The organism is Paenibacillus shenyangensis, from assembly GCF_000346635.1.
Taxonomy (GTDB): Bacteria; Bacillota; Bacilli; order Paenibacillales; family Paenibacillaceae; genus Saccharibacillus; species Saccharibacillus dauci.
In genome coordinates, this window is record NZ_AOIG01000003.1 from 101,462 (window position 1) to 125,733 (window position 24,272).

The window sequence follows — 24,272 nt, forward strand, 5'->3', positions numbered from 1 at the left end:
TCAGATAATTGCTCTCTGAATTCAGTATAGCTACGGAGTTTATGTATTATATGCGGATAATGTAAACGAAGTATCAATTTTAACTATGCTGTCTTTTGACAGTCATCGAATAAATCTATGCTAGATTGAACAGAGGATAACAAATCAGACCCCATTCCATAGCGAAGCGGGTCATGGAGGAAATCAATCATGAATCTGATCAAGCTGCAAATTGTAGAACTGCTGAACAGGCATCAGAAAATTACTGCGGTTGCAGATGAGCTGGGACTCAAGCAACCTACAGTTACCTTTCATATGAAAAGTCTGGAAAAAGAATTGGGTGTTAGCCTGTTCGAATCGCGCGGCGGCAAAGTCATCCTGCGCGAACCGGGAAAAGCGCTGCTGCATTATGCTGTCAAAATCAATGCACTTGCGGCAGAATCCAGACGAATCGTACAGGAATTTGGCGCGCTGGAGCGTGGACAGCTGCGTATTGGAGCCAGCTATGTACCAGCTACCTATCTGCTGCCGGAAATTATTCACCAGTTTAGCCTGCAGCATCCGGGTGTAAGCATCTCGATTGCAGTGCAGACGTCACCGGTAACACGAGAGATGCTGATTAATCATGAGATCGATTTGGGGATTATGCTGACTGAACCTTTTGAACATCCGGCCCTTGTCAAAGGACTGATCGGCGAAGATCAGCTGGTTGCCATTTTCTCGCCGGATCATCCGCTGGCGGCAGAAGAAAAACTTCGTCTGGACCTGCTGCAACAGAGCCGACTGGTACTGCACAGCGGCGAATCCAGCACACGCCAGCTGAGCGATCGCTGGATGAACGATATCGGGCTGCAACCCCTTCACTATATGGAGCTGGACTCTGCCGAAGCGATCAAACGCTCGGTAATGCTGGGCGGCTCTGTGGCTTTTCTTTCCAAAATGGCTGTTGAAGAGGAAGTACGTCAGCATCGTCTGCAAATGAAAGCACTACCTGGCTTGGATCAGCGACGGTATCTGTATTATGCCTACAATAAGGAGCGTCATTATTCCGGTCTGATCCATCGTTTTGCCGCCTGTCTTACCCATACCAACTAATCGAAACAGACAAGGTGTTGCTTAGAACAAACTTATGCAGATGAGGGATTCAGAGGTTGAGAGGGTTCAGGGGTCTAGATATCTAGAGAGCGAACAATAAAATAGAGTAAATATACAAAAAGCGTACCGCTGAGAAATCTCTTCTCTGCGGTACGCTTTTATCGTTATGAGTCTTTACCAGCTCTTTCTATTAGACATCTGCAAGTCCGATTCCCCAATTCCTCTGCTTGCATGGTCTAAAAGTAAAGCTGGTCTTCCGGCTGCAGAGCATGTACCTGCTGGAATCCTTCCTGCTGCAGCCGAAGCGCCAATCCATCTGTACGGGGCCGGGTCGCATGTACCAGCAGAGTGCGTGGACTTTTGAGATCGAGCAGCATCTGGCGTACATCCGGCAGTCCCTGATGTACCTTGTACCGTACATGATGAATCTGGCAACCACGCCGTTCCATATCCATAAGCAGCGCACGTCCGAATGATCCATAAGCCAGATCACCGGTGAAAATAACACGATTCGCCGAGCCTGCAGCCATTCGGGTATAATGCTGCTGAGCTTTGACCGATTGCATCATACCATCGTCGGTAAACACTATCGAACGGGGATAACGCAGAAATAGCTCTTCTCTGGAATCATCGTCATACATCCGGTGCAGCCGTGGATGATGCAGTAATCGCTCAATACGCGCCATCCCTTCAGCACGCAGCCAATGTGGGTCTGCTGCGAACAATTCCAGCGCATCCAGCAGATCCGATTCGACCAGAATCGGGATCTCTCCGTACTGTTCACTCGCCCAGATCATCAACTCCTGTCCTCTTCCGTACACGGGAACCGGCAGTAAAATAGCCCCTCCCTGCTTCAGTGTTTCCTTCATATAGCGATTCAGCTGGGACAGCTTGTTGCCCTGGCGATCGGTATCCACTCCATAGGCTGCATCCACAATAGCAAGATCCAGATCCCGGATTTGACCTGGAGCAGGATAGGCACGCGACAGGATACGAGAATGATGCAAGGGCCGATCGGCTTCCAGCAGCCTGGATTCAGCACTGTAGTCGCCGGTATAGAGAATCGTTTTACCCTGCCAATGGATAGCAATCCAGATAGAACCCGGCAAATGACCTGCTCTTCCCCAGCATATTTCCAGATTCGGCTGAAGCCAGGTCCACTCTCCGCGTGGCGCGGTATCCTCAAGATAGCGGAAACGGATACTGGATATCGTCTCTTCGCCAGCCGGCATTGAAGCAGATTGACGATCAGCAACAGCATATTGATGTTCTTCCAGCGCCTTGAGACAAACCGGCAGCTGCCGGATCGTCGCCCGGGTCGTCCATACCTCACCGGTATATCCATAACGCTCCAGCAGCGGCAGTCCGATACTGTGATCTTCATGCGCATGTGACAAAAAAACAGCCTGCAGCCGGGACATGATATGCGTCAGTTTGTCTGAAGAATTCCCGGATTCCTCTGCTATATCCATTCCACAATCCAGCAGTACATACTGCTCTTCCTGCCGGAGCAGATAACTGGAACGGCTCTGCTCGCCTGCTCCACCTAGAATAGTAAGCTCCATCATGATATTCACTCCACCTGTTTTAACCATTTTTCAGCAGAAGCAGATTTCGTTCGTATTTACTTTGCCAGTTCGATCGGATGAGATAATGGTTTCTTGAACAGTATATCTGTCGAATTTGTATGCAGTGTGTGGTTAATGTAAACGCAGTATAAACTTTTCCATCACATACCAGTATTCGTTTTAATCATACGCATACACTTATGTACATCCGGTTTACGAATTTGCTAAAAAGCACAAAAAAAGCGTACCGTATGCATAATAATTATGCACTCGGTACGCTTTTTATGACGGTTCACAACGCAAATGGTTGTGAAGATAAGCTCACAATAGATACGTCTTAGTTTTTCAAGCCATATTTTTTGTTGAACTTGTCTACGCGGCCACCAACGTCTGCGTTTCTTTGTTTACCAGTGTAGAACGGATGAGAAGCAGAGCTAGTATCAACACGAATTACTTGATAAGTGTTGCCGTCTTCCCATTCCATTGTTTCGCCGGAAGTTTTAGTTGTTCCACTCAGGAACTTATATCCGCAGCTTGGATCCAAGAAAATAGCCTGTTGGAATTTAGGATGTCCTTCTTTTTTCATGAGTAATCACCTTCGTTCATAAAATTAATCACGCTCTTCCTATTATACACTCATACCTCAAAAAGTCAAAGAACTTCTGTTTTTTTATCAAACTTTTTTTTGCCCATTATTTCTGTTCTATTCCGGGGTGAATCAGCTGCTGCATTCTGCCTGTTGGAGTTCCTCCAGCTCACGAGCCACCTGTTCAATCATCTGGGCAAAAGTCGCCAGTTCCTGTGAACTGCCTGCCTGTTGACGGGATAATTCCACATTATGCTTGAAGCTCTCTTCTACCTGATTCAGCCGTGACATAATGACTTGAAGCGTACCGTTAATATCTTTTAATGCATTCTGCGAGGAACCTGCCAGCTTGCGTACTTCCTGTGCGACAATGCTGAATCCGCGTCCATATTCTCCGGCATGCGCTGCTTCAATAGAAGCGTTAAGACCGAGCAGATGCGTCTGATCCGACAGCTCCCTCATGATGGATCCTACTGTACTGATCTGCTTCACTTCATGTCCCAGACTGTTCATCTCCTGCAGGGACAATTCCTGAGAAGCAGCAATATGTCCTGCCGAATCGGAAATATCACGCGCATTCTCATTCAGCCTTACAATCATGCTGCTCATCCGGTCGACTACTTCGGTTACCGATGTCAGCATATGCTGCTTCTGATCTGCCATTTCCTGAATTTGCTCCTGCTCTCGTTCTCCATATGCCTCCAGTACAAGCTGGGAATCCAGATTGAACATGCGTGTCAGTGCATTGAGTACAGGCATCCACTGATCCGGCAGTTCCCGTTCCAATACCCGTGTGGCAATATCCGTGTAGGTCATGTACGTACCCAGATAATAATCCAGATTCAGTCCGATCCGTGAATGAATTTTTCCAATTTTGAGACGATGCTCAATAAATTCCTCATTAATAACGCCGCCGGCAAGCGAAAGCCAGTAATCCCGCTGTGTCTGCTTAAGACGATGCACCGATGATCCATTGCTCTGGATAACACGCTTCAGATCCGGATACTTATCGATATGATCATAAAAATAGTCGACTACTTCATCAACCACTTTTTCAAAAATTGCGCGATATGAAGCCAGCAGCTGCACGTCTTTATCCGTCAATCGGATGTATTCGAGCTGCCGCCGGCGCTGAGATGAAACCTCTATCATTATGAATCCCCCTGTGCGGTATATTGTGATTCTGCTATAAATATTGCTTAATCTTCTATTTACTAACAGATAACATGTAATTTACATCGGAGAATAAACCGTTTTAGTTTAGAGTAGTTCAAATATGGTATACTTTCAGCAGCTTAATTGAAGGAGAACTAGAACCATGGCTGTACAGCACGAGACCGAATTATATTTACCGATCAAGGATTTTTTTGCCCGTCAGGGATACGATATCAAGAGCGAAGTCCGGCACTGCGATCTGGTGGGTCTGCGAGCGGGTGACACCGAGCCTCTAATTGTCGAAATCAAAAAAACGTTCAATCTCCCGCTTCTGTTGCAGGGAGTTGAACGTCTCAAACTGAGTAGCAATGTTTATGTAGCGGTCGAGCGCAACCGCGCCAAAAAGGGCGCGCATAATCAGCGCTGGGGAGATCTGACCGATCTTTGCCGCCGTCTGGGCCTTGGCCTCCTGACAGTGACATTATATAAAACCAAATCCCCATTTATTGAAATACTATGTGAACCGATCCATAGCAGTGCTCCTGCACGACAACCACGCAAAGGCAGCCGAAAACAGCGACTGCTCAAAGAATTGGCCGAGCGCAGTGGCGATTATAATCTGGGTGGCAGTACCGGAGTCCCCCTTATTACTGCCTATCGTGAGAAGGCACTGCGTATAGCGAATGCCTTTGGCGAACAGGAGACGCTATCGCCTCGTCAGCTGCGTGATCTGACCGGTATTGGTACAGCTGCAGATATTTTGCAAAACAACTACTACCGCTGGTTTGAACGTGTCTCCCGCGGACGCTATCGCCTCACTTCGGCAGGTCGCCAGGCATTGATCGATTATGCTCATGTCCTGCAGCCGATAGATGCTATCGAGTCCAGCGAACATCAATCATAACTAGACAACTTACCGCTTCAGCAATACGGAGCTTATTTACCATCCTGCCTCATCTCTGCGATCACTTCGGAAATCAGATTCATCCCTAACAGCAGCTCATCACGGCCGGGGTGTGTAAAGTTAAGCCGGATCGAACTACTGCCTTCACCGCTGGCATAACAACGCGCCCCCGGCAAAAACGATACTCCTTTTTCCAGGGCTCTGCTCAGTAGCGCTTCACCATCCAGCTGGTCAGGCAGCTGGGCCCACAGGAACATGCCTCCGATGGGAACCTCTACCTCGGTGCCTCGCCAGTTGGGACGCTTGAGCAGCTCGAGCATCAGTTTGAGACGGATATCATATTCACGGTTGAGCATGGTGATATGACTGCTCCAGTCAAAACGCTGCGACTGCAGCAGACGAAGCAGTATGGTCTGGTTCATCGTGCTGGATTGCCAGTCGGCAGTCTGCTTGGCAGCGGACATCACCTGAATCAGATGTTCATCACCGGCAGCCCATCCAATCCGCAGTGCGGGTACAATGGTCTTGCTGAATGAACCAATATACAGTACATGATTGCCACCCTGATCCCGATCCAGCTTGAAAAGGGTAGGATAACGCTGCCGAAAAGAACTAACCGGCTCCGAGCCAAAATGCAGATCGCCATAGGCATCATCTTCGGCGATCAGCAGTTCATGCTGCATACATAATGCCAGCACAGCCTGTCTGCGCTCCAGACTCCATACTCTGCCAGTCGGATTGCCAAAATTGGGCGAAACGAACAGCAGTTTGGGGCGATGCAGACGAATCATCTCATCCAGACTTTCCGGGATTATCCCCTGCTCATCACAAGCAACATGAATAACCCGCGCTCCCTGCAAATGAAGTACCTGCAGACAGCCGGGCGGCGCTGGAGATTCCACCAGTACAGTCTCTCCACTATTCACATAGATACGTACCAGCAAATCAATCGTCTGCTGACTGCCTGACGTTAACAGAATATTGGCGGGATCTACCAACAATCGCTGATCCTGCTTCCAGCGGGCATGCAGCCACTGACGCAATGCCAGTGATCCGGCTACCTCTCCATACTGTAATACACGCGGGCCGGCAGAGAACACGGTACCAGCGGCTTCTCCCAGCTGAGAGAGCGGAAACAGCTCTTCGGCCGGCAGTTCTTCCGCCAGTGAAATCCACGATTCATGACGCTGCCGACTATCCTCCGAACGAACCGAGAATGCAGGCATATTGCTGACCCTTGATGCAAATAAGAATTTCACCGTTCCAGCCTCCTGTACGATGCTTTTTCAAGATCATACACCTGAACTTCAATCCAGGGCAACCTTTTTTACGGGAGCAGAGCGTTCTACTTTGATTACCGGTTCGATAGCTACAGCCGATTCTACAGCTACAATGCTCGGATGAGACTCCAGAGCTCCCTTGAATGAAGCGGTATGGGAGTATAATGTATATTTCTCAATCGCTTGCGCACGGCTGTTTACGCCCAGCTTGTCATAGATTTTACGCAAATAATTATCGACAGAACGCCGGCTTACACGGATCACATCAGCGATCTTGTCATATGTAAGCCCTTGTGTAATTTGAATCATGATCGTGTGCTCGATTTGGGATAATTCAAAATAACCATCTGTCGGAATCTCGGCAGGCACCGGTACCACGCCCTGATTCAGCCATGATAATGGAATAACAGTCAGTCCCTGTCTGAGACCATTAATAAGATGCAGCAGCTGCGCAGGTGAAGATTCCTTGGATAATACACCGCTTGCCCCCATACTCATCAGACCAGCAAATAAGGATAAATTATTATCGCCTGTCAGCACAATCACATGACTCTCTGTACTGCTGCGTTTCACTTGACGCAAATAATGTTCGGCATTGCCCTCTGGCAGTGAGTCATCGAGCAGAATCAGATCCGGCTTGATACGTGCAGTAAGCTGAACACCTTCCTTGACGGAACTGGCAGTTGCCACGACACTCAGATCAGCCGTTTCTTCCAGTATTAGTTTGGTACCCAGCATCAATGCCGGATGATTATCGATAATGATAACCTTCCAAATACTCTCCACTTGGACACTTCCTTCCTGTTTATCATGGTTGTTTCTTTTATTACCGTATAGTTACATATCGGCCAGCAACCAATAATTTTTTATGCCATATTTTGCATTTATTTCAGATTATGTTTGGTATTTATACCGATAGAAGACGATAGAAATGTCCAAATCCCAACTGTTTTTTTTATTTTCTTTTCAGGTATAAAAAAGCAGCCTATACCGCCGATAAGTTCTACAAAAGCGCAGAACAAGCTGCCTTTTTGGCAAATTAGACGGGTCGGAACGTACATGTTAGAATGTAGTCTGTTCGACAAATAATCGTATTATTGAGGTGATTCTGAATGGAGTCCAAAGCAGAGAATAATCCGCGTGTACGATCACGTTTCCAGCCCCCTAGAGGGTCCTCTGCCAACTGGTTTTTGGTGTTCTGGATATTGATTATCGCGCTCGGTGCTACCGCAGCCTACCTATACAGCAATCATATGAAGCAGCAGATGATCACAGCGATCCAGGCCGATACACAACGTCAGATTGCTGCTCTGCATCAGGATTATGATGCCCGGTTCAAAGATATGTCCAAGGATATGAATGCACTTCAGAGCAAAGTGGAGTCCTTTAACGAGCTGCTTACCTTTACCAAGGATAACGCCAGCAGCAAAACAGACAACAGCAATAAATTATACACCCAGCTCAATGAAGTACAAAAGCAGCTGAATACCCTGCAAAAGAAAATGGAGCTGCTCAAATGAACAGGAATGTCAAAAGAATAAATCGTTTTTTTATGCTGGCAACTGCTCCCTTTATCGGATTGCTGTTAGTGATGCTGCTGCAATCCAAATCTATGACTGTACCACTGCATCTGGAGGAATATGCACCTGCTGCCAGCCTGGATGCGCAATCCGGCAAGATTTTGAACACACTGGATCAAGCGGAAAAGATTGCTGTTCAGACATCCGCTTCGATCGAGAAGACAACCCGGCTGTATAACAAGACCACCACAGCCATGTCTTCTATCGTCAAAGCAGCCTCTACCCAGGCGGCCAAGCCGGAGCAAATCTATAATCGGCGTATTACTTCCAAACTGGGTGCAGCGAGTGAACGGGTCAACAGCAACAAAATTCATATCGAATTGTACCGGCTGAATCCCGGAACCTACAAAGCCTACGCCATGAAGATCAAGCTCAAAGACCCGCATGCCATGAAAATGACTCTTGGTAAAGATGCTTACGGCGGTGCAGAGACTACCTTGACTGCTGTACAGCGGTACGGAGCAATCGCAGGCATTAACGCCGGTGGATTTGCAGACGCAGGTGGCAAGCGTTATCCGCTTAGTACAACGGTATTGAACGGAAGATATGTGAATGGATTCGAAGCGACCTTCAAAGATCTGTTCTTTGTAGGATTGAATGATTCAGGCAAGCTGATTGGCGGCAAATTCACCAGCAAAGCCAAATTGGATGCACTTAGTCCTTCCTTTGGCGCTTCCTTTGTACCTGTATTGATTCAGAACGGCAAAAAGACCCCTATTCCGTCCAAATGGCAAAAAACACCGCTGCGTGCTCCGCGTACAGTGATTGGCAAGTACAAGGACGATCAGATTATTATTATGACTGCAGACGGTTATAATGAAAATGGCAGCTCCGGCGCTACTCTCAAGGAGCTTCAGGACAAAATGTACAACATGGGCGTGACCGATGCCTATAATCTGGATGGTGGAGGTTCTACTTCGCTTATTCTGAACGGACGTGTAGTCAATAGACCTTCGGATGGCAATCTGCGCCCGGTAGCTACCAACTTTTTGTTTTTCAAATAATCCGAATCCTATAAACATATCAAAAGCCCCCACTTCCTCGCTACTGGTTCCGTACCAGCAGATCAAGGAAGCGGGGGCTTTGATGTTATTGCTTATAATCATTCATTTATGGTCAGCCTGATGCAGCACATTCTACTCGCAATCCAAGCTGACCATAAATGTTACTCATTAAATGAATTAGGCATTTTTGGGAATCAAATTCATTTCTGTTACGCACTGACCACAGATATAACGTTCTTTGAATTCGCTAACTTCTTCCATGGATCCGCAGAACACGCATTTTGGACGGTATCTCTCCAAAATGATATGGTCGCCTTGAACGAGGATTTCTACAGGATCTCCTTCATTCATTTGATATCTTTTGCGCAATGATTTTGGTAATACGATTCTTCCCAATTGATCTACTTTACGTACAACGCCTGCCGGTTTCATACTAATATACACCTCTCTGTTATTCATTCTGTCGCATTATTGCTAATGCTGCTTGTAGAAGTAAAGGAAAATAAAAGAATCACAAAATTTGGAATATCAGCTATATATTCACTTAATTCCGCTTTTCTTAAATATTCTCCGCTTACTTCTCGAATCCTGCTAACTTTTACTAATTTCTATTCTTTCTTTTAGAAACCGTGCTTTTCTCACCGGGAGCTATGATTATTTCATCCCAGGGAAATCCAATTGACGAAGCGCCTCATATACAATAATAGCTGCCGAGTTAGAAAGATTCAGCGAACGTACATTATCGGTCATTGGCATTTTCATGGCTGTCTCCGGATTAGCTGCGATCAGCTCGGGTGGTAAGCCCTTGGTTTCTTTGCCAAATACAAAAAAGTCACCATCTTGAAACTTAAAATCAGAGTATCTGTTTTTAGCTTTTGTAGTTGCATAGAAAAAGCGATGTCCAGTATAGGACTTTTGTACTTCTTCGAATGAGTCATGATACTCAATATTGACAGCATGCCAGTAATCGAGTCCTGCTCTTTTTAGGGTAGCATCGTCTGTTCTGAAGCCTAAAGGACGTACAAGATGCAGGTAAATTCCTGTAGCTGCGCATGTTCTGGCAATATTTCCGGTGTTAGCTGGTATCTCTGGTTCCACCAATACGATGTGTAGTGCCATAGTTCTGTTTCCACCTTTTTTATAGTACTTTTTGATTATAACCTATCTCGGTAAATTGCGACAGCTTTTGACAAAAAATAGTTGAATTTTTTTTAAAAAAGCCTCCCCTTGCGGGAAGGCTTTAAATATTTACGCTAATATAGAGGTAAAAGTTGCTCTGTTTAGCTATTTTTTGTCTGGAAATCTTTCATGAATTCGACCAGTGCTTCACAGCTCTCATAAGGAACAGCATTGTAGATCGATGCACGCAATCCGCCAACGCTACGATGACCTTTGAGACCGACAAATCCGGCCTGCTCGGACGCTTTGGCAAATGCTTTGTCCAGTTCCTCGGAAGACAAGCGGAATGTAATATTCATATTGGAGCGGCTGGACACTTCTGCAGCTCCCTTGTAGAAGCCTCCACTCTCATCAATCGCATCGTAAATCAGAGCAGCCTTACGCTCATTATTACGGGCTACACCTTCAAGTCCACCTTGCTCCTCGATCCATTTGAGTACTTCGTTGACCATATAGATGGCAAATGAAGGCGGTGTATTATAGAGAGAATTATTTTTCAGATAGGTGCTGTAGCGCATAATGGTCGGAATACTTTTTGGCGAATTGGCAAGAAGCTCTTCACGAGCTACGACTACCGTTACTCCGGATGGACCCAGATTTTTCTGTGCGCCGGCATAGATCATGCCAAACTGGCTCATATCCAGCGGACGGCTCAGAATATCACTGGACATATCTACAATGAGTGGAACATTGCCGGTATCCGGGAACTCTTTGTACTGGATACCACCAATCGTCTCATTGGAAGTCACATGCAGGTAGGCTGCATTGTCCGGGATCTGGATATCTTCCAGAGCAGGAATCTGCATGAAGTCCTGAGCTTCGGAGGAAGCTGCTACGTGCGCCTCACCGATCAGCTTGGCCTCACTGATCGCTTTATCTGCCCAGCTGCCAGTCGCTACATAACTGGCTACCTGGCCTTCACCCAGCAGGTTCAGGGGCAGCATGGCAAATTGTGTGCTTGCTCCACCTTGCAGGAACAGAACCTTGTATCCTTCCGGATTACCCAGCAGGGATAACAGACGCTGCTGTGCTTCATTATGTACAGCTTCGTAGACGGCACCACGGTGCGACATCTCCATAATAGACATTCCGTTACCCTGATAGTCTACAAATTCCTTCTGGGCACGTTCCAGCACTTCCAGCGGCAGTGCTGCCGGGCCGGCATTAAAATTATAAGCTCTCTTGGTCATCTCTTTCTCCACCCTTTCAATTCAGCGTTATACCTTTAATCCGTTAATACGATGATGTCAGGTTTGTGATAATTATCGATATGATATCAGCAATTGCCAGGACGAGCAAGTGCTTTTTGTCACTATGGTATCTAGTCGACAGCTATCTTTATTTTATTTCAATAGTATTAATTTCATTTAAAAAATCCTCCGGAGTCGCAGTTCCGGAGGATCGTGGGATTACAGGATTGATCTGCTTCGCTGGTATACAGCGGATTAGCAGTCGTAGTACAGGCTGAACTCGTGCGGATGTACGCGAATAGCTACATCTTTGGCTTCAGCACGTTTGAATGCAATATAGTTGGCGATAAAGTCTTTGCTAAATACGCCGCCTTCTGTCAGGAATTCATGATTTTTCTCCAGCTCGTCCAGTGCTTCTTCGAGGGAAGCCGGTACACTGCGGATGCCTGCTTTGTCTTCGTCAGACAGTTCATAGATGTTTTTGTCAAAAGGTCCATAACCCAGTTCACGTGGGTCCATTTTCTTTTTGATTCCATCTAGGCCAGCCATCAGCATTGCGGAGAATGCCAGATAAGGGTTAGCTGTGGAGTCCGGTGTACGGAACTCGATACGACAGCCTTTTGGTGTAACGGATGCGATTGGAATACGAACTGCTGCAGAACGGTTACCTTTGGAGAATACAAGGTTAACCGGTGCTTCATAACCAGGAACCAAACGTTTGAAAGAGTTCGTGCTCGGGTTGGTCAGAGCGATCAGCGCTGGAGCATGGTACAGAATACCGCCCAGATAGTGCATTGCCATTTCACTCAGGTTGGCATAAGAACCTTTTTCATAGAACAGTGGTGTGTCACCATCGAAGATCGATTGGTGAACGTGCATTCCGCTACCATTGTCGCCAAACAGCGGTTTTGGCATGAATGTTGCTGTTTTGCCGTATTGATGTGCAGTATTGTGCACGATGTATTTGTATTTCAGCAGATTATCCGCTGTGCAGCGCAGCGTATCAAAACGGAAGTTGATTTCTGCCTGACCGGCAGTTGCTACTTCATGGTGATGACGCTCGATTTTGAGGCCGGCTTCTTCAAGCAGGCGACACATTTCGCTGCGGATATCTTGCTGGGAATCTACAGGAGCTACCGGTACATATCCGCCTTTTTTACGGATTTTGAAGCCCATGTTGCCGCCTTCTTCAGCACGGTTGCTGTTCCAGAAAGCTTCGTTGGAGTCCACAGAGTATGTGGATTCATTCATTCCGCTATGATAACGAACATCGTCAAAGATGAAAAATTCGGATTCAGGGGCAAAGAACGCCGCCGTACCTACACCGCTGGATTGCAGATATTCTTCTGCTTTCTCGGCGATACCGCGAGGGTCACGCTCATAGCGCTCTCCGTCCGGAGTGTAGATGTTGCACATAACGTTCAGTGTTGGGTGAGCGGTAAACGGATCAACGAATACGGACTCGGGATCTGGCATCATAACCATATCCGACTCTTCAATTCCACGGAAACCAGGAATGGAAGAACCATCAAAAGCTACACCATTTACAAACGTATCCTCATCCACTTCAGTAGCTGGCAAAGAGATATGGTGTGCACGACCAGACAAATCCACAAAACGGAAATCGAACCACTCAATATTGTTTTCTTGTGCGAGTTTCAATACATTTTCTACCGGCATTTGTACTTTCCTCCCCAAATTTCCGAACATTACAACTTTTCTGATGTACAATGTTCATTTTCTCGTTTTTTTTCTTTCGTCATTATAAAACGTAAAACCTGACATCGTCAATAGCCATGTTAGATATTTCTGATCGGAATGTAAGATATGCTTACACATTATAGCTTACCAAAAAAGAAATTGGCTCGTCAATTCTACTCCAGAAATACGATAATACCACCATGCTTTAACGCGTCGAATCAATGTTTAAATGGCATCATACTTCATCTGCACAGAAACTACAAGTGCCGCTTTTGAATATTTTTTTGTCAATGCCTGTTCGTTCCCAGCTTTATAAAGGCGTCATTCCGCTCTGTATGCGGACTTTTGACAGGTATTCCAGCAGCGGATTATTTGCTTATTGCCTAGCAGAATTCCGGTATAAGGTATAACAAAAAGACCGGTTCTACGTAGAGACCGGTCTTTCAAAAGGATCGTCAAATATATTGTGCAGCACAAAATAGTCTATCTAAATACAGCTTAACGCTGCAGCTGTGGAGCAAAAGATTCTGCTGGCGCTTTTGGCGTAGCAAAGCTTTTCCCGATAATCGGAGACAGCTGCTCCAGCTCACGCAGCAGACGGGCAAACTGATCCGGGAACAGGGACTGTACACCATCTCCGGTCATGGAATTATCTGGGTCGGTATGCATTTCGATAATCAGTCCATCTGCACCAGCTGCGACCGAGGCACGAGTCATCGGCTCAACCAACTCGCGTCGCCCTGTACCATGACTTGGATCAGAGATAACCGGCAAATGACTGAGATGCTGCAGAACCGGAATAGCCGATAGATCCAGCGTATTACGGGTGTAGGACTCGAATGTACGTATGCCGCGTTCGCACAGCATAACATCTGGATTACCGCCAGCCAGAATGTATTCGGCCGCATTCAGCAATTCATCATAGGTCGCACTGAATCCACGCTTGAGCAGAACCGGTTTGCGTACTTCTCCCAGTTTGCGCAGCAAATCGAAATTCTGCATATTGCGTGTACCTACCTGCAGAATATCGGCGTATTCGGCACAAATATCCACATATTCGGGTGTCATGACTTCCGTAATCGTGAGCAGTCCATGTTTTTTTCCTGCTTCGGCCATCATGATCAAGCCTTCAACGCCCACCCCCTGAAAGCTGTATGGACCGGTACGCGGCTTGAATGCTCCGCCGCGCAGTACCTGACCGCCTGCTGCTTTGACGAGTCTTGCAATTTCATCGATTTGTTCGGCAGATTCTACGGCACATGGACCGCCCATAACGACCAACTCGCCGCCGCCAATTTTGACATCACCGATCTGAATAACTGTATTTTCCGGATGGAACTCCCGGCTTGCCAGTTTGTATGATTTGGATACTTTTTCTACTTTTTCTACACCTGGTAGCTGCTGCAGGCGTTCTACCAGAGAAGGTTTGATACTGCCAATCATGCCAACGACCGTATGATCCGGCGCATGGGCAATATGTGCCTGTACACCCTCCTGCTCGATAACCTCAACAATGTGATTGAGCTGCTCGCGTGCAGCCTGTTTGGATACGATAGTAATCATATTTATTCTTCCTTCCGTATTTGAAATAAATGATTGCCCGGATATTCTAATCCGGTTATAGCAGTTAGCCGGTCACCTTATGATCCGATATGACCTGATAATCTAAATAACTTGAATAACGTGCTATCTAAAGAGTCGAAAATTTTTCAACAAGTTATTTATATGAATACCTACTGCATAAGATAGGTACAATAAACACCCATCCGAGGAGGCCAGTTTATTGTACTATCCAAGTGAATAATCCAGAGTATACATTCAACTTTAACACTTGTTCGCTTTTAAGCTTTTTAGCTTTTAATCACTAAAGCAAATATACAAGAAATAGTATAGTCTGTCAAGCCGTTATCTCCTCCTGCATAGTGTAAGCATCTTGTTATATAATGCAAAAACTTATACGTATTATCTAAACATAATTCATCTATAAATGAAAGAAAAGTGCCTGTTCTTTTGCAGAACAGACACTTCTTTTTTACAATTTTATGAACGTAATGATGGATTAATCGATCAGGAATGACGAACAGGCTGATTAGTCGTTCTGCCTTTTTTCTCACGAACCGGTGGAAGCAGACGATTCGGATTCACTGTACGCGTAATCTCCCATGTCGATGGATCATTGTTATCATACTGTTCGAGATAACTGATAACTTCCTTGGTAATAGGTGTTGGTGTCGATGCTCCCGCTGTTACCGCTACACGGGATTTGCCCTTGAGCCAGTCCAGATTCAACTCGGTAATATCCGAGATCCGGTAGGCTGTTACACCGGCGATCTGCTCCGATACCTGAGCCAGACGGTTGGAGTTATTACTCCGCGGGTCACCTACCACAATAACCAGCTCTGCCTGTCCGGCCTGCTCGGCGACAGCTTCCTGGCGAACCTGCGTCGCCAGACAAATCTCGTTATGAACTTCGGCTCCCGGGAATTTCTCCAGCAGTTTCTTCATAATAATACGAATATCCCACTGACTCATCGTAGTCTGGTTGGTAATCAGAATACGTTCACCGGAAATATTCAGCTGTTCGATTTCTTCTTCCTTTTCGATCAGGAAGACATCATCGGGTGCTACACCAATCGCACCTTCCGGCTCGGGATGGCCTTTTTTACCGATATAGATCACCTGATAACCTTCAGCTGTCTTATCACGGATCAGATCATGGGTACGCGTAACATCAGGACAAGTTGCATCGACCGTGGTCAGTCCTTTTTCCCGTGCCAGACGGCGTACTTCCGGAGATACACCATGAGCAGTAAATATAACGGTACCACTCTCCACTTGCTCCAGAATGTCTACACGATTCGGTCCATCCAGTGTAATAATACCCTGGTCTTCAAATGCTTTGGTCACATGACTGTTGTGTACAATCATGCCCAGTATATAAATCGGTCGCGGCAGATCAAGATTCTGTGCGGCCTGCTGTGCAATCACCATAGCGTCAACGACACCATAACAGTATCCGCGTGGCGCAATTTTCACAATTTCCATATGAGCTTAACACCTGCTTTCTGGGGTTTGCTTAAGCAAAGCAATACCACCATTATACTCTATAACAAGGTCCCGAGGAAAGGCGAAGCGCTCAGTGAAAGCCCCTTTCCTCTAAATAACTGTAATGTTTAATCCGGCTTTTCCGGTTTATCGGTTTTACCGGATTTGGCCGATTTGCGTCTGAAGTCCTTGATAAAAGCTTTCTTTTCTTCCTTGACGATTTCCGGAATTTCCAGTATTTCTTTTTCCGGTATCTGTGCAGATAGATCACTATGAGATTCTACGGGAACGGCAGCGAGCGGGAGCCAGATGACAAACGTTGTTCCTTTGCCTTTGGCCGTTATCACTTCAACAGAACCTTCATGTTCATCAATAATCCACTTGGCTATCGATAATCCCAGGCCGGTTCCCGGTGTGACACCACGGGACTCATCCGCGCGATAGAACCGCTCAAAAATATGCGGAACTTCTTCCTGATCCATTCCGATCCCCGAGTCAGTAATACGAATACCAATCTGATCTTCGTATAACACAGTATCCAGTGACACAATACCCTCAGGGGTGTATTTAAACGCATTTTCAATAAAGATAAACAGCATCTGCTGCAAATAGTCTTTGTTACCATAAATAAAATATTCCTGCAGGCTGGAAGTATCTGCAGGTTGCCAGTCTGCACGATGGGGAATAAACTGTGCACGCCGTACAACCTCCTCGACCAGTTCTGCTGCAGGCAGGCTTTCCTTAACAATGGTCTGACCAGCATCAGCACGGGCAAGGGACAGCATATCATTGATCAACCGGCTCATCCGTTTGGATTCATCCGCAATATCATTGATAGCTTCCATCGATAGCTGCTTGAGACTCTCCTCATCCAGATGCGGGGCTTCATGTGGTTTTTTATTCCATGCTTTTTGCAATAAATCCACGTTGCCACGAATAGTAGTCAATGGCGTACGCAGTTCATGAGACGCATCCGATACGAATCTGCGCTGCGCTGTATACGCTTCTGCCAGATCCCGGTAAAAGGTCTCTGTACGGCTAAGCATACCATTTACCGTACTGATCAGCTGACCGATCTCATCATTGGGGCCATCATAATCGATACGGACGCTCAAATCTCTACCATTCTGGATCTGGTTGGCAGCCTTGATAACTTTACCGATAGGTGCCATCGATTTGCGTGCGAGGAATAGGCCCAGTGTAAAAGCGATAAACAGCGTCGCCAGTGAACCCACGATCAACGTCACACGCAAATCATCAAACAGCTGGTGTGCATCTGTCATATCCGCAGCAATAATAAGCACCCCAAGCAACTGGGCAGTGCCGTCATCATCGACCACTCCGGGAATACCGGCATAGGCCACCAGATAAGACCGTCCATTATAATCAATCTGTCTCAGATCATCTGGAATTTTGTTGGCTGCCGGTATTTCCAAAAATCCGCCGTTGTAGGAAATGTCCTTGCTGCTGTCTGTATAATTGCCCAGCTTGATCCGGAAGCCTGATTCCAGCAGACGATTATAATCTTTGCGCGAAGGTGCCATATCCACATGTCCCTCGCTGTCAGGCATACTCACTGCTACCTGAATACGACTGATCTGATCATTCAGCCGGTTGCGCAGTTCCTGATACGTATTGAAATACACAAAGGTGTATATAGCAACACTGAACAGCATCAATGTCACCGCTAATATGCCGGAATACCATACTGTCAGTCTTAAGCGTATTGACATACTGTTGTTAGTCCTTTCTTCAGCTGTTGCTTCTCAGAATATAACCGGCACCCCGAATGGTCTGAATCAGCCGTTTGCCGCCATACTCTTCCGTCTTCTGGCGGAGCATGGCAATATAGACTTCCAGCACATTGGATTCCCCGCTGTAGTCGTAGCCCCATATTTTATCCATGATCAGATCACGCGACAATACACGCTTCGGATTCTGCATAAACAGATGCAGCAATTCAAATTCCTTGGCAGTCAGCTCCAGGCGCTGTCCGTCACGCATAACTTCACGAGCATCGGGATCAAGGGTCAGATCTTCATAGGTTAAGCGGCTATTGCTGGAATTATTCGTATCCGGTTTACGGCGCAGCAGTGCACGCACCCGTGCCAGCAATTCTTCCAGTGCGAATGGTTTGACCAGATAATCATCAGCTCCGGCATCCAAACCTTTAACCCGGTTCTCTACTTCATCCTTGGCTGTCAGCATCAGGATCGGCACTGAACTTCCGGCTTCCCGTACGCGGCGGCATACTTCGAATCCATCTACCTGCGGCATCATTACATCCAATACCATCAGTGCAGGATCATTTTCCAGCATTTTATTTAATCCTTCGGCTCCGTTGGATGCTGTTAGTACCTCATACCCTTCAAAAGCCAGCCCCCGGCGGAGCATGGAAATAATTTTCTCGTCGTCGTCAATAATTAGAATAGTCGGTCTCATCGCTTGTTCTCCTTCGGACAGGTTATGGAATGCAGCAGCATATCCTGTGTGATTAGATAGTTAGTTCTATTGTATCAATGAATGGATAAATACACTATAGCCGCACAAAAGGCGGAAAGGAATATCCCTTCCGCCTCCAATCTATATTTATCGGATACCGTTATTGACCCGAGTAAGATGTCATATAAAACGCATATTATTGTCCTGCATCCGTACCCGTCTGAACAGAGCAAAGTGGTTATTGTCCGTTGCCGGAGCCGGAATTATTCATAGTGTTCTCATAGTTATTACGGTCACCGATTTTCACTTTAACCTGCGATGATTTACCGTCACGAATAATATTCAATGTCACTGTATCTCCTACAGACAGCTTCTGAATAGCTGTAATCAGATCCTGGCTATTGGAATAATTGGTACCATTGATACCGGTAATTACATCGTAAGAGCGCAGATCTGCTTGATACGCAGGAGATCTGTACAGCACCTCGGTCACTACTGAACCACTGGTTGTATCGATACCCAGCTGCTGGGAAATCTCAGGAGTCAGTGTCATCAGTGAAGCACCGATAAATGGAACTGGTGTAGCCGGAATTTCTTTACCATTTTTCAGTTTGTCTACCACCTGGGATACTACATTGGATGGAATTGCAAAACCGATACCCTGCGCGCCTTCACTAACCGCAGTATTGATACCGATCACCTGACCGTTCATATTGAGCAGCGGTCCACCAGAGTTACCAGGGTTGATAGACGCGTCTGTCTGCAGCAAATGCTGATAGTTTGTCGACTGACCATTAGACGCATCCGAAGCTGTAATTTCACGTTCTCTCGCACTCAGTACACCTGCTGTGACGGTATGATCGAATCCTTGAGGATTACCGATCGCCACTACCCAGCTGCCAATTGTCATATCGTCCGAGTTACCAAGGGAGATATACGGGAAATCAGTCTCGCCTTCGGTTGGCTCGATTTTCAACACAGCCAGATCGAGATCATCGCTTTTGCCCATCAGTTTGGCTTCATAAGGTGTTTTGTTATTTTCCAGCGTTACCTGAATCACATCCGCTTCGCCAACAACGTGAGCATTGGTCAGGATATAACCCGATTTATCGAAAATAAAGCCAGATCCAATACCCAATGGTGTCAGCGAACTCGAAGATCCACCACTGCCACTGCCGCCGTTTCCACTACCACCGGAGCCACCACTACCACCGCGACCGTCTCCCTGATCACCAAAGAAGAAACGGAACATTGGATCGCTGTACGGATTACTGCCGTTACCGCTGTTGCTTGAGCGCGAATTGGAATAGGTCTCGATTTTGACAACAGCCGGACTCGCTTTTTTGGCTACATCGGCTACATCGGCAGAACCTGCTGGAAGAGCGGCTTGGGTAATTCCGCTACTTGGCGGAGTCGTCGTTGTTGCAGTTGTCGAACTGCTGCTTACCGTAGGTGCATCCGGAGTGAACAAATTCGCCCGATCGGCTCCATACATCCCTGCAGTCATGACAATCATCCCTGCGAGGACAGAAGCGACTACTGTTTTGACAGGACTTTTCGGTTTGCTATATTGAAATTGGGCTGGCTTGCGATTACCGGCATCTCCACCATTACCGTTATAACCGTTACCATTGTAGTTGTTGTGAATATGATTCAGTGGGTCTGGATTGTCATTGCGCTGCGTATTTCCTGGGGCCGAACTGTAGACCGGGCGTACCGGCTGAGGAGGAGTAACCTCTACGTCTTTGGCTTCCGGCACTGCATCTTGATGAGATTCTGCAGGCTGTTCTTTGTCTTTGTTAAACGATTGGAAAGGACCATAAGAATAATAATGCGATTGTCCGTTGTCAGTTCCTGCTTCGTTAGAATTAGTTGTATTATGGTTTTGGCCGTTGAGCTCGGAGCCGTTATTCAATTCATTTCTGTTCTTGTCTTCCATGAAGATACCTCCCAAATTCCCATGATATGAATGCCGTGTGTATGTCTTACTCGGTACATTCTTATATTCGCTTATTAACCTTAATTGCACATTAAAAACAATTAAAAAGATAATAAATCCAAGGTCAATAATTAAAATTCCATGGGAAAAGAAGATATCAGCGATTTGCTCTATCAGAGGTCATTATGCTCTATGATGCAGGCCCAGACTCAGTATTGGGTTACCCAGCCTTTACGATGGGCAAAGATCGCGAGCTGGGTACGATCTTCCAGTTCGCACTTCATCAGCAGATTGCTGACATGTGTCTTGACGGTTTTGATGCTAATATGTAATTCTTCTGCAATTTCTTTATTGCTGAGGCCTTCTGCAATCAGCATAAGTACTTCACGTTCACGGCCGGTCAGATCGGAAGATTCTTCTTGCGCCGAACTGCGCTGACGGATGCCACGAGTTAATGCCTGAGAGATATCTCCAGTCATTACCGGCATTCCACGACTGGCTCCCTGAAGAGCATAAATCAATTCTTCGGCAGAAACGGTTTTCAGAATATAACTGACGGCTCCTGCCTCAATCGCTTCCACGACCATATCGTCTTCCAGGAAGCTGGTCAGAATCACGATTTTGAGATGGGGATAGTCTTTAAGAATACAACGTGTCGCTTCTACACCGTTCATGACCGGCATCATCATATCCATCAGGATCAGATCGGGCATATCATCAATATCCCTTTGATCCAGCAAATCAATAACCTGTTGTCCATTGGCTGCTTCGGCAATCACTTCAAATTGTTCTTCCAGCATCAGATATGTTTTGAGACCCATCCGTACCATATCATGATCATCAGCCAACAATATTTTGATCTTGTTCATGCTTGCTCACTCCCCCTGAATTATGTTCAAACTTGGGAATATGGATACGGATCGTTGTCCCTGCTCCGGGCGTACTAATCACTTCCGCCTGTCCGCCCAGCTTCTCGGCACGCTCCGACATGATCGTCAGCCCGTAAGAACCCTGTTTGTGAATACCCAGATCGAATCCTTTGCCATCGTCGCTAATATGCAGGGCAATATGATGCGGCTCTTCCTGCAGGGATAGGCTGACAATCGTTGCATCCGCATGTTTGACAATATTGGCCAGTGCCTCTTGAATAATAAGAAAAAGCTGACGCTCCTTGGCCTCAGTCAATTCTCCGTTTAACTCTACATCCTGCATTCCCTTGAGTCCGTTATGACGACAATAATCGGGAAACCAGCTATCCAGTGCTTCGGGCAGCGAACGCCCTTCCAGCTCCATCGGGCGCAATTGGGTAATCAGTGCACGCATCTGCTTTTGCGCCAGCTGGGACATCTGAATCAACTGATCCATCACAGCACGTGCCTGCTGCTCATTGCGCTCCAGCACTTTGGGCAGGGAAGAAGCCGACATATGAATAGCAAATAGCTGCTGACTAACCGAATCATGCAGGTCACGTGCCATCCGTCGCCTTTCTTCCAGTACGGCTGTCTCGGTCTCCCGGGTACGCTCCATAACATCCTGTTCACCCAGCTGCTGCAAAATGTGCATTTTGCGCTCTACCGTACTCATCATTTCATTGAATTCCTGATGCACACGGTTAAATGATTCATCTTCGGTCGGTGCCATACGGGTATTGAAATTGCCTTTGGCGACCTGGGTCATTTTGAGATGCATATAATCTATACGACGCTGTACCCGCTGACCGGCCACATAGCCGGCAACCAGCGAGATAACGATCAATCCGCCAAAATAATAGAAAGGATACTTCATATTGGCACCCTGGTTAAGCGTTAGATAAATCATGCTTGTCATCAGGATACCAAACATTCCGAAAAATCCGATCAGTTCCCACTTCAGGTTTTTAAACCATTTTGTTCCCATTGTTTATCATCCCACCCGACTGATAGCAATATCTCCGATAAATACACTGACTGTAATCTCGACACGCTTACCCACCGAATCAAAGTCTGCTGTCTCAGAGTTGATATGACCCATGAATCCTTCTTTGGTATCACTGAGAATATTCATGTCTCCAATAAAAGAATTGCCTTCTGCTCTGAAAGCTACATCTACACCACTTGGAATAAATACTTTGACATCACCGATAAAAGCGGAAATCGTAATTGGCGTAACCCCATAAGAAATCTGGGCGCGTGTCAGATCCAGCATCGTATCTCCGATAAAATGGGAAATATTCATCGGCTTAAGCTCAAAATACTCTTTGCCGATATGCACATCGCCAATAAATCCGGATCGTTGCTCTGCATGACCGTATGCGGAGCCGTAGTTTCTACCTTTATAATACTGCTTCCATTGCTCCCGATGCCACTGCTTATTTTGACATTTCCCATCTTTTTGGCGTCTGATATGCTCTTTGAGCTGTCTTTTGAACTGCTGCTTATCCTGCTTCCAGTTGCCTGAAGACGGATAGTCATAATGCGGATGACGAGGTGGTGTACTGGATGTATAAGGTTCTTTTTCCTGAAATGCCGGGTCATTACGGTATGCCCGTTCGGACGGTTCCTCATATTGCTGTCCAAATCCCTGGCGCGCTTCCGGTTCCGGTGGTGTCTGTTTGCCAAGCTTTTCATTAAACAGATCATCCAGTGCAGACGGTACAGGTGGCGGCGGTGGTGCATCGTATGAAGGTGGCTCTGGTGCTTCTGGTGTTTGATGCATATCCCGACGCCGGCGGCGTTTTTCCTTTTTGCCAAACAATATGTTCACACCGGCAACTACCAGTATGACCGGCAATAGCAGACGAATCATATCGCCGATAGAATAATCAAACCATCCCAGATTGCGTCCCAGAAAATAGCCGCCCAGAATCGTCATAATCCATCCACCAATATCTTTTTTGCATTTGAACAAAAGTTCATTCAGACCCATCTCCAGCAGGATTAATGGCCATAACAGGAACAGGACATCCCCAATTCCCCATTCGATCATATTCATGCGGTTCAGGAGGAACACCAGGCCGACCCCTATCAGGGACAATCCCCAGAAGGTTTTGCGAAACATATATCTGTTCATCTCTATTCCTCACTTTCCTCTATTTCAGCTCGATCTGTACATCTTATATGTAGTGTAATGCCTAATCCATCTTCATCGTAGCGGCAGCAGGCTGAAACTGTCCTCGGTCTAGAGACCGAGACGCCGTTTATTGGGCAGAATATATTGCTGTACATGACTGTTGTATATAGACTGTGACTGTGACTGTGACTGTGACTGTGACTGTGACTGTGACTGTGACTGTGACTGTGACTGTGACTGTGACTGTGACTGTGACTGTGACTGTGACTGTGACTGTGACTGTGACTGTGACTGTGACTGTGACTGTGACTGTGACTGTGACTGTGACTGTGACTGTGACTGTGACTGTGACTGTGACTGTGACTGTGACTGTGACTGTGACTGTGACTGTGACTGTGACTGTGACTGTGACTGTGACTGTGACTGTGACTGTGACTGTGACTGTGACTGTGACTGTGACTGTGACTGTGACTGTGACTGTGACTGTGACTGTGACTGTGACTGTGACTGTGACTGTGACTGTGCAAATTATACATCTGCAAGATACCTGAGTGCCGATAAATACAGAAAAACCCCG

The 24,272-nt window shown here is 46.6% G+C and carries 22 protein-coding genes; 5 read left to right on the forward strand and 17 right to left on the reverse strand.

The window, feature by feature from the left end:
* Window positions 1-189 precede the first annotated feature (189 nt).
* Window positions 190-1,074, forward strand: a complete 885-nt coding sequence (locus H065_RS0101880) for a LysR substrate-binding domain-containing protein (RefSeq protein WP_017811310.1) — start codon at window positions 190-192, stop codon at window positions 1,072-1,074.
* Window positions 1,075-1,310: 236 nt separating this feature from the next.
* Here H065_RS0101880 and H065_RS0101885 read toward each other — a convergent pair whose 3' ends face one another.
* From H065_RS0101885 to H065_RS0101895, 3 genes are all read right to left on the reverse strand, one after another.
* Window positions 1,311-2,642 (reverse strand): MBL fold metallo-hydrolase, encoded by a 1,332-nt coding sequence (locus tag H065_RS0101885; RefSeq protein ID WP_017811311.1) that lies wholly within the window; start codon window positions 2,640-2,642, stop codon window positions 1,311-1,313.
* Between the two features lie 337 nt (window positions 2,643-2,979).
* Window positions 2,980-3,228, reverse strand: coding sequence for a type B 50S ribosomal protein L31 (locus tag H065_RS0101890; protein WP_017811312.1), 249 nt, complete (start codon window positions 3,226-3,228; stop codon window positions 2,980-2,982).
* A 132-nt stretch (window positions 3,229-3,360) separates the two neighbouring features.
* Window positions 3,361-4,380 (reverse strand): globin-coupled sensor protein, encoded by a 1,020-nt coding sequence (locus H065_RS0101895; protein ID WP_017811313.1) that lies wholly within the window; start codon window positions 4,378-4,380, stop codon window positions 3,361-3,363.
* A gap of 166 nt (window positions 4,381-4,546) precedes the next feature.
* Here H065_RS0101895 and H065_RS0101900 point away from each other — a divergent pair, with 166 nt between their 5' ends.
* Window positions 4,547-5,287, forward strand: a complete 741-nt coding sequence (locus tag H065_RS0101900) for a DUF2161 family putative PD-(D/E)XK-type phosphodiesterase (RefSeq protein WP_017811314.1) — start codon at window positions 4,547-4,549, stop codon at window positions 5,285-5,287.
* Window positions 5,288-5,319: 32 nt separating this feature from the next.
* Here H065_RS0101900 and H065_RS0101905 read toward each other — a convergent pair whose 3' ends face one another.
* Window positions 5,320-6,546, reverse strand: a complete 1,227-nt coding sequence (locus H065_RS0101905; RefSeq protein WP_017811315.1) for an aminotransferase-like domain-containing protein — start codon at window positions 6,544-6,546, stop codon at window positions 5,320-5,322.
* A gap of 48 nt (window positions 6,547-6,594) precedes the next feature.
* Window positions 6,595-7,353, reverse strand: coding sequence for a response regulator transcription factor (locus tag H065_RS0101910; protein ID WP_017811316.1), 759 nt, complete (start codon window positions 7,351-7,353; stop codon window positions 6,595-6,597).
* A gap of 326 nt (window positions 7,354-7,679) precedes the next feature.
* Here H065_RS0101910 and H065_RS0101915 point away from each other — a divergent pair, with 326 nt between their 5' ends.
* On the forward strand, window positions 7,680-8,087 hold the full coding sequence (locus tag H065_RS0101915) for a hypothetical protein (protein WP_017811317.1): 408 nt from the start codon (window positions 7,680-7,682) through the stop codon (window positions 8,085-8,087).
* Complete coding sequence (locus tag H065_RS0101920) at window positions 8,084-9,151, forward strand: phosphodiester glycosidase family protein (RefSeq protein ID WP_017811318.1); 1,068 nt, start codon at window positions 8,084-8,086, stop codon at window positions 9,149-9,151. Before H065_RS0101915 ends, H065_RS0101920 begins: the two co-directional genes overlap by 4 nt.
* Before the next feature lie 177 nt (window positions 9,152-9,328).
* Here the strand turns inward: H065_RS0101920 and H065_RS0101925 are convergent, their stop codons facing one another.
* The 12 genes from H065_RS0101925 to liaF all read right to left on the reverse strand — a co-directional run bounded on the left by H065_RS0101925 (window position 9,329) and on the right by liaF (window position 23,695).
* Window positions 9,329-9,583, reverse strand: a complete 255-nt coding sequence (locus tag H065_RS0101925) for an AbrB/MazE/SpoVT family DNA-binding domain-containing protein (protein WP_017811319.1) — start codon at window positions 9,581-9,583, stop codon at window positions 9,329-9,331.
* 222 nt (window positions 9,584-9,805) lie between these two features.
* Window positions 9,806-10,270, reverse strand: coding sequence for a tRNA (uridine(34)/cytosine(34)/5-carboxymethylaminomethyluridine(34)-2'-O)-methyltransferase TrmL (trmL, locus tag H065_RS0101930; protein WP_017811320.1), 465 nt, complete (start codon window positions 10,268-10,270; stop codon window positions 9,806-9,808).
* Between the two features lie 161 nt (window positions 10,271-10,431).
* Window positions 10,432-11,520: a 3-phosphoserine/phosphohydroxythreonine transaminase gene (gene serC / locus H065_RS0101935; protein WP_017811321.1), complete on the reverse strand. Its 1,089-nt coding sequence runs from the start codon at window positions 11,518-11,520 to the stop codon at window positions 10,432-10,434.
* Between the two features lie 255 nt (window positions 11,521-11,775).
* A complete protein-coding gene (gene glnA / locus H065_RS0101940; protein WP_017811322.1) occupies window positions 11,776-13,200 on the reverse strand; it encodes a type I glutamate--ammonia ligase in 1,425 nt (474 codons plus the stop codon).
* 519 nt (window positions 13,201-13,719) lie between these two features.
* Window positions 13,720-14,784, reverse strand: a complete 1,065-nt coding sequence (gene aroF / locus H065_RS0101945) for a 3-deoxy-7-phosphoheptulonate synthase (protein ID WP_017811323.1) — start codon at window positions 14,782-14,784, stop codon at window positions 13,720-13,722.
* A gap of 504 nt (window positions 14,785-15,288) precedes the next feature.
* Entirely contained in the window at window positions 15,289-16,266 is a 978-nt protein-coding gene (locus tag H065_RS0101950) for a 4-hydroxy-3-methylbut-2-enyl diphosphate reductase (protein ID WP_017811324.1), read from the reverse strand.
* A gap of 128 nt (window positions 16,267-16,394) precedes the next feature.
* Window positions 16,395-17,999: a sensor histidine kinase gene (locus H065_RS24975; protein WP_051058675.1), complete on the reverse strand. Its 1,605-nt coding sequence runs from the start codon at window positions 17,997-17,999 to the stop codon at window positions 16,395-16,397.
* Between the two features lie 19 nt (window positions 18,000-18,018).
* Window positions 18,019-18,708: a response regulator transcription factor gene (locus tag H065_RS0101960; protein WP_017811326.1), complete on the reverse strand. Its 690-nt coding sequence runs from the start codon at window positions 18,706-18,708 to the stop codon at window positions 18,019-18,021.
* A gap of 238 nt (window positions 18,709-18,946) precedes the next feature.
* Window positions 18,947-20,647: a S1C family serine protease gene (locus tag H065_RS0101965; RefSeq protein WP_017811327.1), complete on the reverse strand. Its 1,701-nt coding sequence runs from the start codon at window positions 20,645-20,647 to the stop codon at window positions 18,947-18,949.
* A 209-nt stretch (window positions 20,648-20,856) separates the two neighbouring features.
* Window positions 20,857-21,516 (reverse strand): response regulator, encoded by a 660-nt coding sequence (locus H065_RS0101970; RefSeq protein ID WP_017811328.1) that lies wholly within the window; start codon window positions 21,514-21,516, stop codon window positions 20,857-20,859.
* Window positions 21,488-22,543: a sensor histidine kinase gene (locus H065_RS0101975; protein WP_017811329.1), complete on the reverse strand. Its 1,056-nt coding sequence runs from the start codon at window positions 22,541-22,543 to the stop codon at window positions 21,488-21,490. The genes H065_RS0101970 and H065_RS0101975 overlap by 29 nt, the downstream gene beginning before the upstream one ends.
* Before the next feature lie 6 nt (window positions 22,544-22,549).
* Entirely contained in the window at window positions 22,550-23,695 is a 1,146-nt protein-coding gene (liaF, locus tag H065_RS26780; protein ID WP_017811330.1) for a cell wall-active antibiotics response protein LiaF, read from the reverse strand.
* Window positions 23,696-23,868: 173 nt separating this feature from the next.
* On the opposite strand from liaF, the gene H065_RS27270 reads away from it, so the two are divergent.
* Window positions 23,869-24,246 (forward strand): hypothetical protein, encoded by a 378-nt coding sequence (locus H065_RS27270; protein WP_238557861.1) that lies wholly within the window; start codon window positions 23,869-23,871, stop codon window positions 24,244-24,246.
* Window positions 24,247-24,272: the final 26 nt, after the last annotated feature.

Coding starts and splice junctions, on each gene's coding strand:
- H065_RS0101885 (WP_017811311.1), bottom strand. CDS start 2,642: ATGATGGAGCTTACTATTCTAGGTGGAGCAGGCGAGCAGAGCCGTTCC.
- H065_RS0101970 (WP_017811328.1), bottom strand. CDS start 21,516: ATGAACAAGATCAAAATATTGTTGGCTGATGATCATGATATGGTACGG.
- aroF (WP_017811323.1), bottom strand. CDS start 14,784: ATGATTACTATCGTATCCAAACAGGCTGCACGCGAGCAGCTCAATCAC.
- H065_RS0101925 (WP_017811319.1), bottom strand. CDS start 9,583: ATGAAACCGGCAGGCGTTGTACGTAAAGTAGATCAATTGGGAAGAATC.
- H065_RS24975 (WP_051058675.1), bottom strand. CDS start 17,999: ATGTCAATACGCTTAAGACTGACAGTATGGTATTCCGGCATATTAGCG.
- H065_RS0101965 (WP_017811327.1), bottom strand. CDS start 20,647: ATGGAAGACAAGAACAGAAATGAATTGAATAACGGCTCCGAGCTCAAC.
- trmL (WP_017811320.1), bottom strand. CDS start 10,270: ATGGCACTACACATCGTATTGGTGGAACCAGAGATACCAGCTAACACC.
- liaF (WP_017811330.1), bottom strand. CDS start 23,695: ATGAACAGATATATGTTTCGCAAAACCTTCTGGGGATTGTCCCTGATA.
- H065_RS0101915 (WP_017811317.1), top strand. CDS start 7,680: ATGGAGTCCAAAGCAGAGAATAATCCGCGTGTACGATCACGTTTCCAG.
- glnA (WP_017811322.1), bottom strand. CDS start 13,200: ATGCCGGTAGAAAATGTATTGAAACTCGCACAAGAAAACAATATTGAG.
- H065_RS0101900 (WP_017811314.1), top strand. CDS start 4,547: ATGGCTGTACAGCACGAGACCGAATTATATTTACCGATCAAGGATTTT.
- H065_RS0101950 (WP_017811324.1), bottom strand. CDS start 16,266: ATGGAAATTGTGAAAATTGCGCCACGCGGATACTGTTATGGTGTCGTT.
- H065_RS0101975 (WP_017811329.1), bottom strand. CDS start 22,543: ATGGGAACAAAATGGTTTAAAAACCTGAAGTGGGAACTGATCGGATTT.
- H065_RS0101895 (WP_017811313.1), bottom strand. CDS start 4,380: ATGATAGAGGTTTCATCTCAGCGCCGGCGGCAGCTCGAATACATCCGA.
- H065_RS0101890 (WP_017811312.1), bottom strand. CDS start 3,228: ATGAAAAAAGAAGGACATCCTAAATTCCAACAGGCTATTTTCTTGGAT.
- H065_RS0101880 (WP_017811310.1), top strand. CDS start 190: ATGAATCTGATCAAGCTGCAAATTGTAGAACTGCTGAACAGGCATCAG.
- H065_RS0101920 (WP_017811318.1), top strand. CDS start 8,084: ATGAACAGGAATGTCAAAAGAATAAATCGTTTTTTTATGCTGGCAACT.
- serC (WP_017811321.1), bottom strand. CDS start 11,520: ATGACCAAGAGAGCTTATAATTTTAATGCCGGCCCGGCAGCACTGCCG.
- H065_RS0101960 (WP_017811326.1), bottom strand. CDS start 18,708: ATGAGACCGACTATTCTAATTATTGACGACGACGAGAAAATTATTTCC.